The following is a 13,888-nucleotide window of genomic DNA, read 5'->3' as shown; positions in this document are numbered from 1 at the left end:
GGCTAGGCCAGTGCCTCTGCCATATGCCGGATCGCGGCGACCTTGGCATGGAGCGGTCCCCAATCGTCCGATTCGGCGATCGCGGCCCAGATCGTCTCCACCTCGTCGATCAGCATCGAACAGGGCGCGCCCGACCAATAGGCGTGGTCGCGCTTCTTGCGCGGCTGGTAGAATTCCAGCTGGCCGCGCAGATCGTCGAACGCTTCGCCATAATGGGTAGGAAGATCGCCGCCGAACGCGTCGAAGAAGAATTCATCGAGCGGGGTCAGGGTCTCGGCAAGGGCCTTTTCCAGCACGCGGGTGAGGATTCCGTCCGCCTCGGTGCCGCGCGGGGTGACGCCGAGGCGCCAGAGCAGGGCGCCGGTGACTTCGCGCTGATAGACCTCGGGGAAGGCCTCCATCGCCTCGATCAGCGCTTCCTCGTCGGCGATCAGACGCAGCGAGATGGCGAGCTGCATCGCGTCCCAATAGATCGCCTCGGGCTGGCGACCGAAGGCATAGAGCCCGGCATGGTCGAAATAGGCGGCGGTGAAGCCCGGCTCCCAGAAGGGAGCGAAGCGCCAGGGGCCATAATCGAAGCTCTCGCCGGTGACGTTGATATTGTCGCTGTTGAGCACGCCGTGGACGAAGCCGGCCGCCATGAAGCGTGCGGCCAGGATCGCGGTGCGGGTGCAGACATGGGTGAGCAGGCGGGCGGGGCCGTCCTCGCCTGGCTCCTCGCCATAATAATGGCGCAGCACATAGGCGACGAGGCGCTCCATCGCCTCGGCCTCCCGGAAATGGGCGAGGCGCTGGAAGGTGCCGATGCGGATATGGCCGTGGTTGAGGCGGACCAGCACCGAGGAGCGGGTGGGCGAGGGCTCGTCGCCGCGGTGCAGCTCCTCGCCGGTCTCGATCAGCGAGAAAGTGCGCGAGGTGGGCACGTTCAGCGCCTCGAGCATTTCGGTGGCGAGGATCTCGCGGACGCCGCCCTTGAGCGTGAGCCGGCCGTCGCCGAAGCGGCTATAGGGCGTCTGGCCCGATCCCTTGGTGCCGAGGTCCATCAGCCGGCCGCGCGAGTCGGTCATCTGCGCGAACAGGAAGCCGCGGCCGTCGCCGATCTCGGGATTGTACACGCGGAACTGGTGGCCGTGATAGCGCAGCGCCAGCGGGGTCGGTAGCGAACCCGCGAGCGGCGCGAACCGCCCGAAATGGGCGATCCATTGCTCGTCGGTCAGTCCGTCCAGCCCGACCTCCGCTGCGGCGCGGTCGTTACGGAATCGCAGGATCGTCTGCGGGAAGCGCGCGGCGGCGACCGGATCGTAGAAGCGATCGCCGAGTTCGAGGATCGCCTGTTGCGGAGTGAAGTCCATGCGGCGATATGGGGAACAATGGCCGAGCGACGCAACTATTCCGACGGTTTCTGGTGGTCGCGGGACGGGATTCGTCTCCACTATCGCGAATATGCAGGCCCGGCGGACAAGCCGCCGGTGCTGTGCTTTCCGGGGCTGACGCGCAATGCGCGCGATTACGAGGCGCTGGCCGAGCGGCTGGCGGGACAGTGGCGCGTGCTGTGCGTCGAGTTCCGCGGTCGCGGCGAGAGCGGCTATGCCAAGGACCCGATGTCCTATGTGCCGCTCACCTATTTCCAGGATGTCGAGGCGCTGCTGGAGGAGCTGAAGGTCGACAGGTTCGTCGCGGTCGGTACCTCGCTGGGCGGACTGGTGACGATGCTGCTCGCCGCCACGGAGCGCGACAAGCTGGCCGGCGTGGTGCTCAACGATGTCGGGCCCGAGATCAATCCGGCCGGGCTGGCGCGGATCCGCACCTATGTCGGCAAGGGTGTGTGGTACCCGACCTGGATGCACGCGGCGCGGGCACTCGCGAGCGGCAATGCCGACGTCTATCCGAACTATGCGATCGAGGACTGGCTGCGCATGGCCAAGCGGCTCTACCGGGTGAACAGCTCGGGGCGCATCGTGCTGGACTATGACATGAAGATCGCCGAGCCGTTCCGGGTGCCGGGCAACGAGGCCGGGCCGGACATGTGGCCGACGATCGACGCGATGAACGGCCGGCCTTTGCTGATCGTGCGCGGCGAGCGCTCCGATATCCTGAGCGAGGAAACCGCCGCCAAGATGGTGGCGCGGGTGCCGGGCGCCGAGCTGGTCACCGTGCCCGGCATCGGCCATGCGCCGACGCTGGAGGAACCCGAGGCGGTGGCGGGGATCGAGCGGCTGCTGGCGAGGGTGGCGGGATAACACGCTCCTGACGACATGCTGTCAGTAGGGGTATGGCAGAAGATGCTTGTTCAACGCGAAAAGGAACGAGCAGATGCCTGAAGCGACTCAAGCCCATATCGTCTTCACCGAGATTCCGGCCGCCGATCCCGAGCGCGCCTGCCGGTTCTACGAGACCTTGCTGCAAGGCCCGCTTGCCAAAATCGATGGCGGTCCCAATCCGATGTGGATGTTCCCGCACGTCGAGAGTGGGCATGCGGCTGGGCATGTCTATCCCGGTCAGCCTGCGAAGGACGGCAACGGCATGACCGCCCATTTCGCCGTGGACGATACCCTGGCCGACGCGATGGAGCGTGTCCGGAAGGGCGGCGGGGAGGTCGTGTCGGAGGTGATCGACATTCCGGTCGGATCGTTCTTCTATGCCAGGGACACCGAGGGCAACAGCCTGGGCCTGTTCAAGTACAAGAGCTGATGCGCAGGGCCGACCGCCTTTTCCAGATAGTGCAGTATCTGCGGGGCGGTCGCCTCGTCACCGCGGCGATGCTGGCGGAGCGGCTCGAAGTGTCCGAGCGCACCATCTATCGCGACGTCGCCGACCTGCAATCCACCGGCGTGCCCATCGATGGCGAGGCCGGCGTCGGCTATGTGATGCGCAGCGGCTATGACCTGCCGCCGCTAATGTTCACCCGCGACGAGATCGTCGCTCTCGTCGCGGGCGTGCGCATGGTGCGATCCTGGGGCGGCATAAGCATGGCGCGCGCCGCTGCCGAAGCGCTGGTGAAGATCGAACTCGTGCTGCCGCCGACCGAGCAGCAACGGGTCGCGCAGACCCATGTCTTCGCACCGCCGATGGAATTGACCGACGAGGTGCGCGCGCGGATCGACCTGGTGGAGAAGGCCATCGAAGCGCGCGATATCCTGCACTTTTCCTACGAGGACCGGCAGGGTGCCGCGACGCAGCGCCGCGTTCATCCGCTGGGCCTGTGGTTCTGGGGTAAGGTCTGGACGCTGGTGGCGTGGTGCGAAGCGCGGGAAGATTTCCGGATGTTCCGGCTCGATCGCGCCGCGGGGCTGGCGACCACGGGGGCGCAGTTCAGGCCGGTCGCCGAGCGCTCCCTGGCGGAATGCCTGCGGCGCTATGAGGCGCAGTTCGGCCCGCAGCGCTGAGCGACCGGGTTGGGTGACGACGAAGCGTCACCCTGTGCACCGCGCCGGGATGACGGATTGCATTTTGGACGCTAAGCACCCCTTCCAACGATGCCAGTCCACATCCTTCACCTTCATTCGACCTTCAACCTCGGCGGCAAGGAAGCGCGCGCCGTGCGGTTGATGAACGCGTTCGGCGACAAGGCGCGGCACACGATCGTCTCGGCGATGCCCGACCAGCTCGAGGCGCGGGCGATGATCGCCAAGGGGATCAAGTACGAGATCGCCCAGGATCCGCCGCCGCTCTCGGGCAAGCCCTCGGTCAAGCGCTACGAGGCGATCGCGCGTTACATGCGCCGGTTCGACCTGGTGCTGACCTACAACTGGGGCGCGATCGACGGGGTGATGGCGGCACGGGTGTTCGGCAAGGGCCTGCCGCCGGTGATCCATCATGAGGACGGATTCAATCAGGACGAGGCGGAGAAGCTCAATCCGGTGCGTAACATGTACCGCCGGCTCGCATTACCGGCTGCCAATGCACTGGTCGTCCCTTCCGACGTGCTCGAGCGGATCGCGCTCAAGCAGTGGCGCCAGCCCGCCGACCGGCTGTTCCGCATCGCCAACGGCATTCCGACCAAGCTCTATGCCGGCAAGCCCGACATGGAGCTGATCCCCGAGCTCAAGAAGAAGAAGCCCGGCACGATGGTGATCGGCTGCGTGGCGGGCCTAAGGCCGGTCAAGGACCTGCCGATGCTGGTCCGCGCCGTGGCGGGGCTCAACACGCGCTTCAAGCTGGTGATCGTCGGCGAGGGGCCGGAGCGCCAGACCATCCTGGACGCCGCCGAGGCGATGGCGATCGAGGACGATGTGATCCTGCCAGGATTCCTGCGCGAGCCGCACCGCTACATGGGCCTGTTCGACGTGTTCGCGCTCTCGTCGAAGAGCGAACAGGCGCCGCTCTCGGTGCTGGAGGCGATGGCCGCAGGCCTGCCGGTGGTCGCGCCCCGGGTGGGCGACATCCCGAAGATGGTCGGCGAGCGCAACACCCATTTCCTGCCGCCCGAACGCACCGAGTTGCTGCTGCGCGACTATCTCGGCATGTTCGCCAAGCATCCAGAGGAGCGCGCGCTGGTCGGCGAGGAGAACCGGGCGCGCGTCCGTGCGTTGTTCGATGAGGGTGAAATGATCGCCGCCTATGCGCGGCTCTATGGCGCCGCAATGGGACGGCCTGACGCACTGCAATAACGAATGTTGCTCGCTTATTGCGTCCAATCCGCCTAGCGTCGCCCGAATTTTTATGGAGGTACTGTGTTCAAGGGTCTGTCGCCCATCCTGTACAACGGCCGCGAGGTCTGGCCGATCGTCGAGGGGGGCAAGGGTGTGGCTGCCACCAACCACGCCAGTGCAGGCGCCTGGGCTGCTGCGGGCGGTATCGGCACGGTCTCGGCGGTCAACGCCGACAGCTATGACGCCGAGGGCAAGATCATCCCGCAGATCTACAACGCACTCACCCGCCGCGAGCGCCATGAAGAGCTGATCGCCTATGCGATCGAAGGCGCCGTGCAGCAGGTCAAGCGGGCCTTCGAGATCGCCGGCGGCAAGGGCGCGATCAACATCAACGTGCTTTGGGAAATGGGCGGGGCGCAGCGCGTGCTGCACGGCGTGCTCGAGCGCACCCGCGGCATGGTGGCGGGCGTCACCTGCGGTGCGGGCATGCCCTACAAGCTCAGCGAGATCGCGGCGTCGTACAACGTCAACTATCTGCCGATCGTCAGCTCCGGCCGCGCCTTCCGCGCGCTGTGGAAGCGTGCCTATTCCAAGGCGAGCGAGTGGCTGGCCGCGGTGGTCTATGAGGATCCCTGGCTCGCCGGCGGCCATAACGGCCTGTCGAATGCCGAGGACCCGCTGAAGCCGCAGGATCCCTATCCGCGCGTCAAGGAACTGCGCGAGGTGATGCGCGAAGGCGGCATCTCGGACAGCGTGCCGATCGTGATGGCCGGCGGCGTCTGGTATCTGCGCGACTGGAGCAACTGGATCGACAATCCCGAGCTGGGCGCGATCGCCTTCCAGTTCGGCACGCGCCCGCTGCTCACCCAGGAAAGCCCGATCCCGGCCGAGTGGAAGGCCAAGCTGATGGAGATCGAGGAAGGCGAGGTGCTGCTGCACCGCTTCTCGCCGACCGGCTTCTACTCCTCGGCGGTACGCAACCCGTTCCTGCGCAGCCTGGAAGCGCGCAGCGAGCGCCAGATCCCCTATTCGACGGAAGAGGCGGGCGACCACACCTTCCAGCTCGACGTGGGCGTGAAGGGCAAGAATTTCTGGGTGACCCGCAACGACCTGCTGCGCGCCCGCCAGTGGTTCGGCAAGGGCTTCACCTCGGCGCTCAAGACCCCGGACAACACCCTGGTGTTCGTGACGTCGGAGGAGCAGCAGATCATTCGCACCGACCAGAAGGACTGCATGGGCTGCCTCAGCCAGTGCGCCTTCTCGTCCTGGGCGGATACCGAGACCAACTCGACCGGCCGGCTGGCCGATCCGCGCAGCTTCTGCATCCAGAAGACGCTGCAGGACATCGCGCATGGCGGCCCGACCGACCATAACCTGATGTTCGCGGGGCATGCTGCCTACAACTTCAAGCGGGACCCGTTCTATTCGAACGGCTTCGTTCCGACGGTGAAGCAGCTGGTGGACCGTATCCTGACGGGCGACTGAGGGGTTTCCGGCGTGGCTTCGGCCACGTCTCGGGGGTCGTCAGGAGACTTTGGTCAAATCCGCGGTGGCGGATGCGGTCAAATCCGCCGTGGCGGAAGCGCGGCGCGACGAGCCGCGGAGGCGATCGAGGCCGGCGCGCAGCCAGCTCTGGAGGATGCCGGGGCTGGTGCCGGCCGATGGGGCTGCCGCATCATTGGCGGCGGTCCGGTTCTGGCTTACCGCAGGCCCTTCGTTCGCGGCCCTGAGCAGGGCGTTGAAGTTAAGCCGTTCGATCAGCTTGATGCCGAGCGCCTTGCCCTTCACCCATACCACCTTGCCGACCAGTGCCAGCGAGGCCCGGCGGACCTCGACAAAGGTTCCCGGCCTGGGCGGGAACGGCGCCAGCAGCATCATGCCGTGGGGCGAGATGTTGCGGATGGTAACGTCACTCCATCCTCCCTTGCTGCGCATCTGGGCGGGAATGACGACTTCCCGCCGCGATTCTCTCGGTATCATCGGATGTCCCCCGACGCGCCGCCTGAACAGGCAGCTTCGCGTAAGTAGAATTACGCAGAATTACATTTACCGACCGCTTGCGGACTCTGGTTAATGCACCGGAAGAAGCTCCGTATCGGAGTTATCGGCGAAGTAATCGCAAGTATTTATCAGATAACCTACAGCCAGCCGTCGAGCACCTGGTCGGGCGGGCGGTGGCCGTCGGACCAGGCGCGGATATTGGCGATCACCTTGACCCCCATGTCCTCGCGGCCCTCGAACGTCGCCGATCCGAGGTGCGGGAGCAGCACCACGTTTTCGAGGCCGAGCAGGCGGGGATCGACTGCGGGTTCGTTGACGTAGACGTCGAGCCCGGCACCGGCGATGCGCCGCTCCGACAGCGCCGCGATCATCGCTTCATTATCGACGATCTCGCCGCGGGCGGTGTTGATCAGCCAGCCCTTGGGGCCGAGCAGGTCGAGCCGGCGCGCATCGATCAGGCCGCCGGTGGAGCCGGTGTGCGGGGTGTGGATGGTCAGGATGTCCGCCGCCTCGAGCATCGAATCGAGCTCGCCGTGCCAGGTGGCGCCCAACTGGGCCTCGAGCACCTGAGGCAGGCGGTGGCGGTTGTGATAGTGGATCTGCAGGCCGAAGGCGCGGGCGCGCATCGCCACCGCCTGGCCGATCCGCCCCATGCCGAGAATGCCGAGCTTCCGGCCGCCGATCCGGTGGCCGCGCATCGAGGTCGGTGCCCAGCCGGTCCAGCCGCCGGCGCGGACCAGCTCGTCGCCCTCGACCAGTCGGCGCGGCACGGCGAGGATCAGTGCCATCGCCATGTCGGCGGTGTCCTCGGTCAGCACGCCCGGCGTGTTGGTGACGGTGATGCCGCGCTCGCGGGCCGCCTTGAGGTCGATATGCCCGACGCCGGCGCCGTAGTTGGCGATCAGACGCAGGCGGTCGGGCGCGGCGGTGATCAGCGCGGCGTCGATCCGGTCGGTGACGGTGGGGACCAGCACGTCGCAATCGGCCATCGCGGCGGCGAGCGCTTCGGCGGTCATCGGCGTGTCGGTGGCATTGGTCGCCGCATCGAACAACTGGGCCATGCGCCCCTCGATGCTCTCGGGCAGCGCGCGGGTGACGATCACCCGGGGGCGGGAAGGGCGCGGGCCTTGTGCCATAAAGAGCGGCTTGGCGGGTGGCACGGCGCCAGTCAACGGTTGATGGCGGGGGCGAGGTGGGCGTAGATGCGGCTCGGACACGGTTTGAATGGGGGTCGCATGCGTTTGGGGAAGTGGGTCGTGCTCGGCGTCGTCGCGCTGGGGCTGGCCGTTCCCGCATCGGCGCAGCGCAAGACGCCCTATTTCGTCTCGATCAAGGCCGAGAAGGCGCGGATGCGCACCGGGCCGGGACGCAACTATCCGTCGAACTGGCTCTATCAGCGCCGCGGCCTGCCGCTCAAGGTGATCGACATCTATGGCGAGTGGCGCAAGGTCGAGGACCCTGACGGTACCCAGGGCTGGATGCTCGCCAATCTGCTCGACGACGTGCGCACCGCGATGGTGATCGGCACGGTGACCGAGATGCGCGACGCGCCGCGGTTCAACGCCCGGGTGAGCTGGCGCGCCGCGCCGGGCGTGGTCGGCCGGGTGAGCCGCTGCGCGAGCAACTGGTGCTGGTTCGACGTCGCCGGGCGCGGCGGCTATGTCGAACAGAGCCATATCTGGGGGACGGACCCTGGCGAGACGGTGAACTGATCGGGTGGGAAAGTCGCAAGAGTCCTGGCCAGCGCAATAATCGTCATCCCGGCGAAAGCCGGGATCTCGTGCGGCTCTTGTTCAGCGCCTTCGCCTGAGATCCCGGCTTTCGCCGGGATGACGGTTGTGAGAAGCATCGGGGAGCCGAGCCGGGGTGTGGGCGTTGCGGGGCTGAGGAGAAAAGAATGACCTTCCGACTTGCTCTTGCCGCCATTGCGGGCGCGCTGATCGCGACCGGCGCCTCGGCGCAGACTGCGGGTGCCTTCATGCAGAACCCCGCCTTCAGGGACCCTGCTCCCGCCAAGTGCGAGACGACGTTCGACATGCAGCATTGCGCGGCGCGTGACCTGCGGGTTGCGGATGCGCAGATGAGCGCGCGCTATTCGGCGCTGCGGGCGCGGTTGAAGCCGGCGGCACGGCAGAAGCTGCTGGTCGAGCAGCGCAAATGGCTCGCCGAGCGCGACCGCGGCTGCGTGGCCAAGGGCAAGCGCTATCGGGGTGGGACTGTGGCGCCGGTGGTGGTGGCGCAGTGCTGGGTCGATGTGACGAAGGCGCGGGCGAAGGTGTTGGCGAAGCGCTAGCGTTCACCGGATGGAGGTGGCAATCCCTTCTTGTGCTCCTGCGACAGCAGGAGTCTAGGATCATCAGGTACTTCGCCACCCTGGGTTCCTGCTTTCGCAGGAACACTGGCTAATATCTCAGGCCAGCTTGTACGGCGTCGGGTCGCCGCGCTCCTCGATCAGCTGGCGGCGGGCCTCGGTGCGCGCCTCTTCGTACCAGGCTTGGGCGGCATCGGGCAGCGAGGCGATGATCGCTTCGTCGGGCTCGACGGCGATACGGCCGACCAGTTGCTCCACTTCCACGCCGAGCAGGGGCGCCAGCAGGCGCATGGTGCGGGTGCGCAAGCGGAACTCGAAATCGTCGAGGCGCGCCGATTCCACCTCGGCCTTTTTGAGCAGCGCGCCCCGCAGATCGAAGACCATTTCGTCCTCTCTTCGTCATCCCGGCGGAAGCCGGGATCTCGTGCGGCTCCTGTCCGGCGCCATCGACTGAGATCCCGACTTTCGTCGGGATGACGGTTATTCCTTCAGTCCAGCAATTCCACCGCCATCGCGGTCGCTTCGCCGCCGCCGATGCAGAGCGAGGCGAGGCCGCGCCGGGCGCCGCGGGTCTCCAGCGCCGAGAGTAGGGTGGCGAGGACGCGGGCGCCGCTGGCGCCGATCGGGTGGCCGAGCGCGCAGGCACCGCCATTGACGTTGAGCACCGCGTGGTCGAGCGACAGCTCCTTCATTGCGATCATCGCGACGGCGGCGAAGGCTTCGTTGACTTCGAACAGGTCGACATCGCCGATACCCCAGCCGGCTTTGGCGAGGGCTTTCTTCATCGCGAAGACCGGGGCGGTGGTGAAGCGCGCCGGGGCATGGGCGTGCGCGGCATGGGCGACGACGCGGGCGACGGGGGTGAGGCCGAGCTTCCCGGCGACGCTCAGCCGGGTCATCACCAAAGCGGCGGCGCCGTCCGAGATCGAGGAGGCATTGGCCGCGGTGATCGTGCCGTCCTTCGAGAAGGCGGGCTTGAGCGTCGGGATCTTGGCCGGATCGGCCTTGGCGGGCTGCTCGTCGGCGGTGACCTGGACCACGCCCTTGCGGGTCTTTACCTCGACGGGGACGATCTCACGGTCGAACGCACCGCTCGCCTGGGCGGCCTTGGCGCGCTCCAGCGAGGCGATGGCGAAATCGTCCTGGGCAGCGCGGGTGAACTGATATTCCTGCGCCACTTCCTCGGCGAAATTGCCCATCAGCTTGCCGGGCTCATAGGCGTCCTCGAGCCCGTCGAGATACATGTGATCCTTGAGCACGTCATGGCCGATGCGGGCGCCGGCGCGGTGGCGCATCGAGAGATAGGGCGCGTTGGTCATGCTCTCCATGCCGCCCGCGATCAGCAGGTCGACCGAGCCGGCGGCGAGCGCCTCGGCGGCCATGATCGCCGCCTGCATGCCCGAGCCGCACATCTTGTTCACGGTCGTCGCTTCGATGTGGTGGGGCAGGCCGGCCTTGAGCGCCGCCTGGCGCGCCGGGGCCTGGCCGAGACCGGCGGGAAGCACACAGCCCATGTAGATGCGCTCGATCGCGTCGCCCTTCAGCCCTGCGCGCTCGACCGCCGCGCCGACGGCGGCGGCACCGAGATCGGTGGCGGAAGCGTCGGTCAGCACGCCCTGGAAGCTTCCCATCGGGGTGCGGGCATAGGAAGCGATGACGACGTCGTCGGCGGACATATTGGATCCTCTCATTGGTTGGGGCGCATCTAGTATCGCTTGCGACGGTTTGCAAAAGCCGCGCGGCCCGGCATGAAAGGCGCCGAACATGAACCTGGTCGAGATTCTCAAATGGTATGCCTCGATCAGCGGGATCATCGCAGCGTTCATGGTGTCGCTGGACCTGGGGCGGCGGATCACCGGCTGGGGGTTCGTGCTGTTCGTCACCTCGAGCATCGCCTGGATCGGCGGGGCGCTGATGACCAAGGACGAGCCGCTCTGGACCCAGAACATCGTGCTGTTCGGGATCAATTGCCTGGGCATCTATCGCTATCTGATCCGCAGGAAGAAGCCCGTTCATGACGATTGATCCGGCATGGGGGTGGGGCGTGCTGCTCGGGGTGCTGGGGGTGGTCTTCGGCAGCTTCATCGCGACGCTGGCGATCCGCTGGCCGGCGGGGCGCGTGATCGGCCATGGCCGATCGGAATGCGACAGTTGCGGCAAGGGCCTGCGTGCCGGCGAGTTGGTGCCGGTGCTGAGCTACCTGCTCCAGCGCGGCCGCTGCCGGGGCTGCGGCGCGCCGATCCGGATGAGCCATGTGCTGACCGAGCTGACCGGCGGCGCGATCGGCGTGGCGGCGGCGATTGCCTCCCCCGATCCCGCAGGCGCGGCAGGGGCAGTGTTCGGCTGGTTGCTGCTCACCCTGGCGGCGCTCGATGTGGCGGCCTTGTGGCTGCCCAATGCGCTGACTGCGACGCTGGCGGTGACGGGGCTGGGCACCGGGCTGCTGGGCCTGGATCCGCCGCTGGACGAGCGGCTGATCGGCGGGGCGGCCGGGTTCGGTGTGCTGTGGCTGGTCGCATGGGGCTATAAGCGGCTGCGCGGGCGGCAGGGGCTGGGCGGGGGCGACCCGAAGCTGTTCGGCGGGATCGGGCTGTGGCTCGGCTGGCACGCGCTGCCGCTGGTGCTGCTCGCCGCCTGCCTGATCGGGTTCGCCGGGATATTCGGGTTGATGCTCGGCGGGCAAAAGGTGACGGCGACCGACCGGCTGCCCTTCGGGGTGATGCTGGCGGCGGCGGCCTTTGCGGTGTGGCTTGGCTTGGCGATCGGACCGATACCGGGTTAGGCTCGCCCCAAAAGAGGGAGAGTGGGCATGCGGAGCTTGATGCTGGGCGCGGGTGTGGTGCTGGGCGCTTGTATTGGCGGTGGGGCGCTGGCGCAGGAGCGGCCGGAGCCGCCACGGATCGACGTGGTCGCCAGTGGCGCCGTCGAGCTTCCCCCCGAGATTGCGACGATCCGCTATGTGGTACGCGGCGAGGGGCAGAGCGCGGACGAGGCGACCCGGGCACTGGTGGCGCGCAAGGAACAGGTCGAGCGGGCGCTCGGCCAGTTCGCCGATACCAGGCTCGATATCCGCACCGGCACGATGCGCGTGCAGGAAGTGCGCAGTGCGGAGTGCCGACGGGGCGAGATGGGCATGGCGCAGCCGCGGCTGTCCACCGGCGCCTGTGCCGTGCAGGGCTATGCCGCCGACATCAGCGTGACGGCATCGGTATCGCCGATCGACCGGGCAGGGACGCTGACCGGCGCGGTGGCGCAGGCGGGCGGCTCGGACGTCGCGATGGCGCAGTTCGCGCTGCGCGATCCGGCGGCGGCGCGGCGCAAGGCGATGGCGGTGGCGCTGGCCAATGGCAAGGCGCAGGCCGAGGCGATCGCCGCGGCATCGGGCGCGAAGCTGGGGCCGCTGCTGCGGGTGACCGACTTCGACATGCGGGACGGGATCGTGGCGCAGGACATCGGCAGCCTGCCGCGGGTGGTGGTGAGCGGTTCGCGCCTAGCATCTGTGCCAGTCGCCATAAATCCGGACAAGGTTACGATAACCGCCCGCTTCAACCTCAGCTACGAGATCATCCGATGAGCATGCGTGACCTGCTGGATGCCCAGCGCACCGCCTTCATGGCCGAGCTGCCCGTTTCGCTCGATGCGCGCCGCGACCGGCTGAAGCGCGCGATCGCGATGGTCGCCGACAATGCCGACAGGCTCTGCGACGCGCTGAGCGAGGATTTCGGGCATCGCAGCCGCGAGCAATCGATGATCACCGATATCGCCGCCTCGGTCGGTCCGCTCAAGCATGCGCTCAAGCATCTGGCGCGCTGGTCGAAGCCGGAGCGCAAGCCGGTGCTGTTCCCGCTCGGGCTGCTCGGTGGGCGCGGGCATATCGAATATCAGCCCAAGGGCGTGGTGGGGATCATTGCGCCGTGGAACTTCCCGGTGCAGCTGGTGGTGAGCCCGCTCGCCGGGGTGTTCGCCGCGGGCAACCGGGCGATGGTGAAGACCAGCGAGTATACGCCGGTGACCAGCGCGCTGATGGCCGAGCTGGCGGCGCGCTATTTCGATCCGGCCGAGCTGGCGTTCGTCAGCGGTGGGCCGGAAGCAGGCAAGGCCTTTGCCGAGCTGCCGTTCGACCATCTGCTGTTCACCGGCGCTACGGGGATCGCCAAGCACATCCTGCACGCGGCGGCGGACAATCTGGTGCCGGTGACGCTCGAACTCGGCGGCAAGTCGCCGGTGGTGGTGAGCCGCTCCGCCGACATCGCCCAGACGACCGAGCGGGTGGCGCTGGGCAAGATGCTCAATGCCGGCCAGATCTGCCTGGCGCCGGATTACATGCTGGTGCCCGAGGAGAAGGAGGCCGAGGTGGTCGACGGGCTCGTCGCGGCGGCCTCGCGCATGTATCCGACCCTGCTCTCCAACCCCGACTATACGGCGGTGATCAACGACCGGCATTATGAGCGGCTGACCGGCTGGATCGAGGATGCCCGGGCCAAGGGCGCCGAAGTGATCGCGGTCAATCCGGCGAACGAGGATCTGGCCAGCTCGAATGCGCGCAAGCTGCCGCTCCACATCATCCGCAACCCGACCGACGAGATGACGGTGATGCAGGAGGAGATTTTCGGGCCCGTGCTGCCGGTGCGGCGCTATGGCAAGCTGGAGGATGCTATCGGCGAAGTGAACCGGCGCGACCGGCCGCTGGCGCTCTATTATTTCGGCAAGGACGAGGGCGAGAAGCGGCAGGTGCTCGACCGGACGATCTCGGGCGGAGCGACGGTCAACGACGTGATCTTCCATGTCAGCCAGGAAGAGCTGCCCTTCGGCGGCATCGGCCCCTCGGGCATGGGCGCCTATCACGGCGAGATCGGCTTCCGGACGTTCAGCCATGCCAAGTCGGTGTACAGCCAGCCGAAGCTGGATGTGGCCGGGCTGGCGGGGTTGAAGCCGCCTTATGGGAAGAAGACGCGGGCGGCGATCGCGCGGCAGATGAAGTAGC

At 67.3% G+C, this 13,888-nt stretch carries 16 protein-coding genes; 11 read left to right on the top strand and 5 right to left on the bottom strand.

The window, feature by feature from the left end:
* Positions 1–2 precede the first annotated feature (2 nt).
* On the bottom strand, positions 3–1,352 hold the full coding sequence (locus tag ACEN8G_RS10825; protein WP_413417240.1) for a protein adenylyltransferase SelO family protein: 1,350 nt from the start codon (positions 1,350–1,352) through the stop codon (positions 3–5).
* A gap of 18 nt (positions 1,353–1,370) precedes the next feature.
* Here ACEN8G_RS10825 and ACEN8G_RS10820 point away from each other — a divergent pair, with 18 nt between their 5' ends.
* The 5 genes from ACEN8G_RS10820 to ACEN8G_RS10800 all read left to right on the top strand — a co-directional run bounded on the left by ACEN8G_RS10820 (position 1,371) and on the right by ACEN8G_RS10800 (position 6,077).
* Entirely contained in the window at positions 1,371–2,240 is an 870-nt protein-coding gene (locus ACEN8G_RS10820; protein ID WP_413417238.1) for an alpha/beta fold hydrolase, read from the top strand.
* 73 nt (positions 2,241–2,313) lie between these two features.
* A complete protein-coding gene (locus ACEN8G_RS10815; RefSeq protein WP_413417236.1) occupies positions 2,314–2,691 on the top strand; it encodes a VOC family protein in 378 nt (125 codons plus the stop codon).
* On the top strand, positions 2,691–3,386 hold the full coding sequence (locus tag ACEN8G_RS10810) for a helix-turn-helix transcriptional regulator (RefSeq protein ID WP_413417234.1): 696 nt from the start codon (positions 2,691–2,693) through the stop codon (positions 3,384–3,386). The genes ACEN8G_RS10815 and ACEN8G_RS10810 overlap by 1 nt, the downstream gene beginning before the upstream one ends.
* Before the next feature lie 90 nt (positions 3,387–3,476).
* Positions 3,477–4,610: a glycosyltransferase gene (locus ACEN8G_RS10805; protein ID WP_413417232.1), complete on the top strand. Its 1,134-nt coding sequence runs from the start codon at positions 3,477–3,479 to the stop codon at positions 4,608–4,610.
* Between the two features lie 63 nt (positions 4,611–4,673).
* A complete protein-coding gene (locus tag ACEN8G_RS10800; RefSeq protein ID WP_413417230.1) occupies positions 4,674–6,077 on the top strand; it encodes an NAD(P)H-dependent flavin oxidoreductase in 1,404 nt (467 codons plus the stop codon).
* A 39-nt stretch (positions 6,078–6,116) separates the two neighbouring features.
* Here the strand turns inward: ACEN8G_RS10800 and ACEN8G_RS10795 are convergent, their stop codons facing one another.
* Together ACEN8G_RS10795 and ACEN8G_RS10790 are read right to left on the bottom strand one after the other, a co-directional pair.
* Positions 6,117–6,572 (bottom strand): PilZ domain-containing protein, encoded by a 456-nt coding sequence (locus tag ACEN8G_RS10795; protein WP_413417228.1) that lies wholly within the window; start codon positions 6,570–6,572, stop codon positions 6,117–6,119.
* Between the two features lie 158 nt (positions 6,573–6,730).
* Positions 6,731–7,729 carry a 2-hydroxyacid dehydrogenase gene (locus ACEN8G_RS10790; RefSeq protein WP_413417226.1) on the bottom strand — a complete coding sequence of 333 codons (999 nt, stop codon included), beginning with the start codon at positions 7,727–7,729 and terminating at the stop codon, positions 6,731–6,733.
* 99 nt (positions 7,730–7,828) lie between these two features.
* On the opposite strand from ACEN8G_RS10790, the gene ACEN8G_RS10785 reads away from it, so the two are divergent.
* Entirely contained in the window at positions 7,829–8,305 is a 477-nt protein-coding gene (locus ACEN8G_RS10785; protein WP_307119451.1) for an SH3 domain-containing protein, read from the top strand.
* Between the two features lie 185 nt (positions 8,306–8,490).
* Positions 8,491–8,886 carry a lysozyme inhibitor LprI family protein gene (locus tag ACEN8G_RS10780; RefSeq protein WP_413417224.1) on the top strand — a complete coding sequence of 132 codons (396 nt, stop codon included), beginning with the start codon at positions 8,491–8,493 and terminating at the stop codon, positions 8,884–8,886.
* A gap of 117 nt (positions 8,887–9,003) precedes the next feature.
* Here ACEN8G_RS10780 and ACEN8G_RS10775 read toward each other — a convergent pair whose 3' ends face one another.
* Positions 9,004–9,288, bottom strand: a complete 285-nt coding sequence (locus ACEN8G_RS10775; protein WP_413417222.1) for a hypothetical protein — start codon at positions 9,286–9,288, stop codon at positions 9,004–9,006.
* 104 nt (positions 9,289–9,392) lie between these two features.
* Entirely contained in the window at positions 9,393–10,580 is a 1,188-nt protein-coding gene (locus ACEN8G_RS10770) for an acetyl-CoA C-acyltransferase (protein ID WP_413417220.1), read from the bottom strand.
* An 88-nt stretch (positions 10,581–10,668) separates the two neighbouring features.
* Between ACEN8G_RS10770 and ACEN8G_RS10765 the strand changes: the two genes are divergently transcribed.
* From ACEN8G_RS10765 to ACEN8G_RS10750, 4 genes are read left to right on the top strand one after another with little or no spacing between them, the layout of a single operon-like run.
* Entirely contained in the window at positions 10,669–10,929 is a 261-nt protein-coding gene (locus ACEN8G_RS10765; RefSeq protein WP_413417218.1) for a hypothetical protein, read from the top strand.
* Positions 10,919–11,686 (top strand): prepilin peptidase, encoded by a 768-nt coding sequence (locus ACEN8G_RS10760; protein ID WP_413740781.1) that lies wholly within the window; start codon positions 10,919–10,921, stop codon positions 11,684–11,686. Before ACEN8G_RS10765 ends, ACEN8G_RS10760 begins: the two co-directional genes overlap by 11 nt.
* A gap of 27 nt (positions 11,687–11,713) precedes the next feature.
* The gene (locus ACEN8G_RS10755) at positions 11,714–12,478 is read left to right on the top strand and encodes an SIMPL domain-containing protein (protein WP_413416969.1); all 765 of its coding nucleotides are present in this window, start codon (positions 11,714–11,716) and stop codon (positions 12,476–12,478) included.
* Positions 12,475–13,887: a coniferyl aldehyde dehydrogenase gene (locus ACEN8G_RS10750; protein ID WP_413416971.1), complete on the top strand. Its 1,413-nt coding sequence runs from the start codon at positions 12,475–12,477 to the stop codon at positions 13,885–13,887. The genes ACEN8G_RS10755 and ACEN8G_RS10750 overlap by 4 nt, the downstream gene beginning before the upstream one ends.
* The last annotated feature ends 1 nt before the right edge of the window (position 13,888 follow it).

The organism is Sphingomonas sp. Sphisp66 (assembly GCF_047324325.1).
Classification (GTDB): Bacteria; Pseudomonadota; Alphaproteobacteria; order Sphingomonadales; family Sphingomonadaceae; genus Sphingomonas.
This window is presented reverse-complemented; position numbering and strand designations above follow the sequence as displayed.

Bases quoted from the DNA above. Each gene is read 5' to 3' on its own strand.
- ACEN8G_RS10805 (WP_413417232.1), top strand. From the start codon at position 3,477: ATGCCAGTCCACATCCTTCACCTTCATTCGACCTTCAACCTCGGCGGC.
- ACEN8G_RS10820 (WP_413417238.1), top strand. From the start codon at position 1,371: ATGGCCGAGCGACGCAACTATTCCGACGGTTTCTGGTGGTCGCGGGAC.
- ACEN8G_RS10755 (WP_413416969.1), top strand. From the start codon at position 11,714: ATGCGGAGCTTGATGCTGGGCGCGGGTGTGGTGCTGGGCGCTTGTATT.
- ACEN8G_RS10825 (WP_413417240.1), bottom strand. From the start codon at position 1,352: ATGGACTTCACTCCGCAACAGGCGATCCTCGAACTCGGCGATCGCTTC.
- ACEN8G_RS10750 (WP_413416971.1), top strand. From the start codon at position 12,475: ATGAGCATGCGTGACCTGCTGGATGCCCAGCGCACCGCCTTCATGGCC.
- ACEN8G_RS10775 (WP_413417222.1), bottom strand. From the start codon at position 9,288: ATGGTCTTCGATCTGCGGGGCGCGCTGCTCAAAAAGGCCGAGGTGGAA.
- ACEN8G_RS10780 (WP_413417224.1), top strand. From the start codon at position 8,491: ATGACCTTCCGACTTGCTCTTGCCGCCATTGCGGGCGCGCTGATCGCG.
- ACEN8G_RS10785 (WP_307119451.1), top strand. From the start codon at position 7,829: ATGCGTTTGGGGAAGTGGGTCGTGCTCGGCGTCGTCGCGCTGGGGCTG.
- ACEN8G_RS10770 (WP_413417220.1), bottom strand. From the start codon at position 10,580: ATGTCCGCCGACGACGTCGTCATCGCTTCCTATGCCCGCACCCCGATG.
- ACEN8G_RS10765 (WP_413417218.1), top strand. From the start codon at position 10,669: ATGAACCTGGTCGAGATTCTCAAATGGTATGCCTCGATCAGCGGGATC.
- ACEN8G_RS10810 (WP_413417234.1), top strand. From the start codon at position 2,691: ATGCGCAGGGCCGACCGCCTTTTCCAGATAGTGCAGTATCTGCGGGGC.
- ACEN8G_RS10760 (WP_413740781.1), top strand. From the start codon at position 10,919: ATGACGATTGATCCGGCATGGGGGTGGGGCGTGCTGCTCGGGGTGCTG.
- ACEN8G_RS10790 (WP_413417226.1), bottom strand. From the start codon at position 7,729: ATGGCACAAGGCCCGCGCCCTTCCCGCCCCCGGGTGATCGTCACCCGC.
- ACEN8G_RS10815 (WP_413417236.1), top strand. From the start codon at position 2,314: ATGCCTGAAGCGACTCAAGCCCATATCGTCTTCACCGAGATTCCGGCC.
- ACEN8G_RS10795 (WP_413417228.1), bottom strand. From the start codon at position 6,572: ATGATACCGAGAGAATCGCGGCGGGAAGTCGTCATTCCCGCCCAGATG.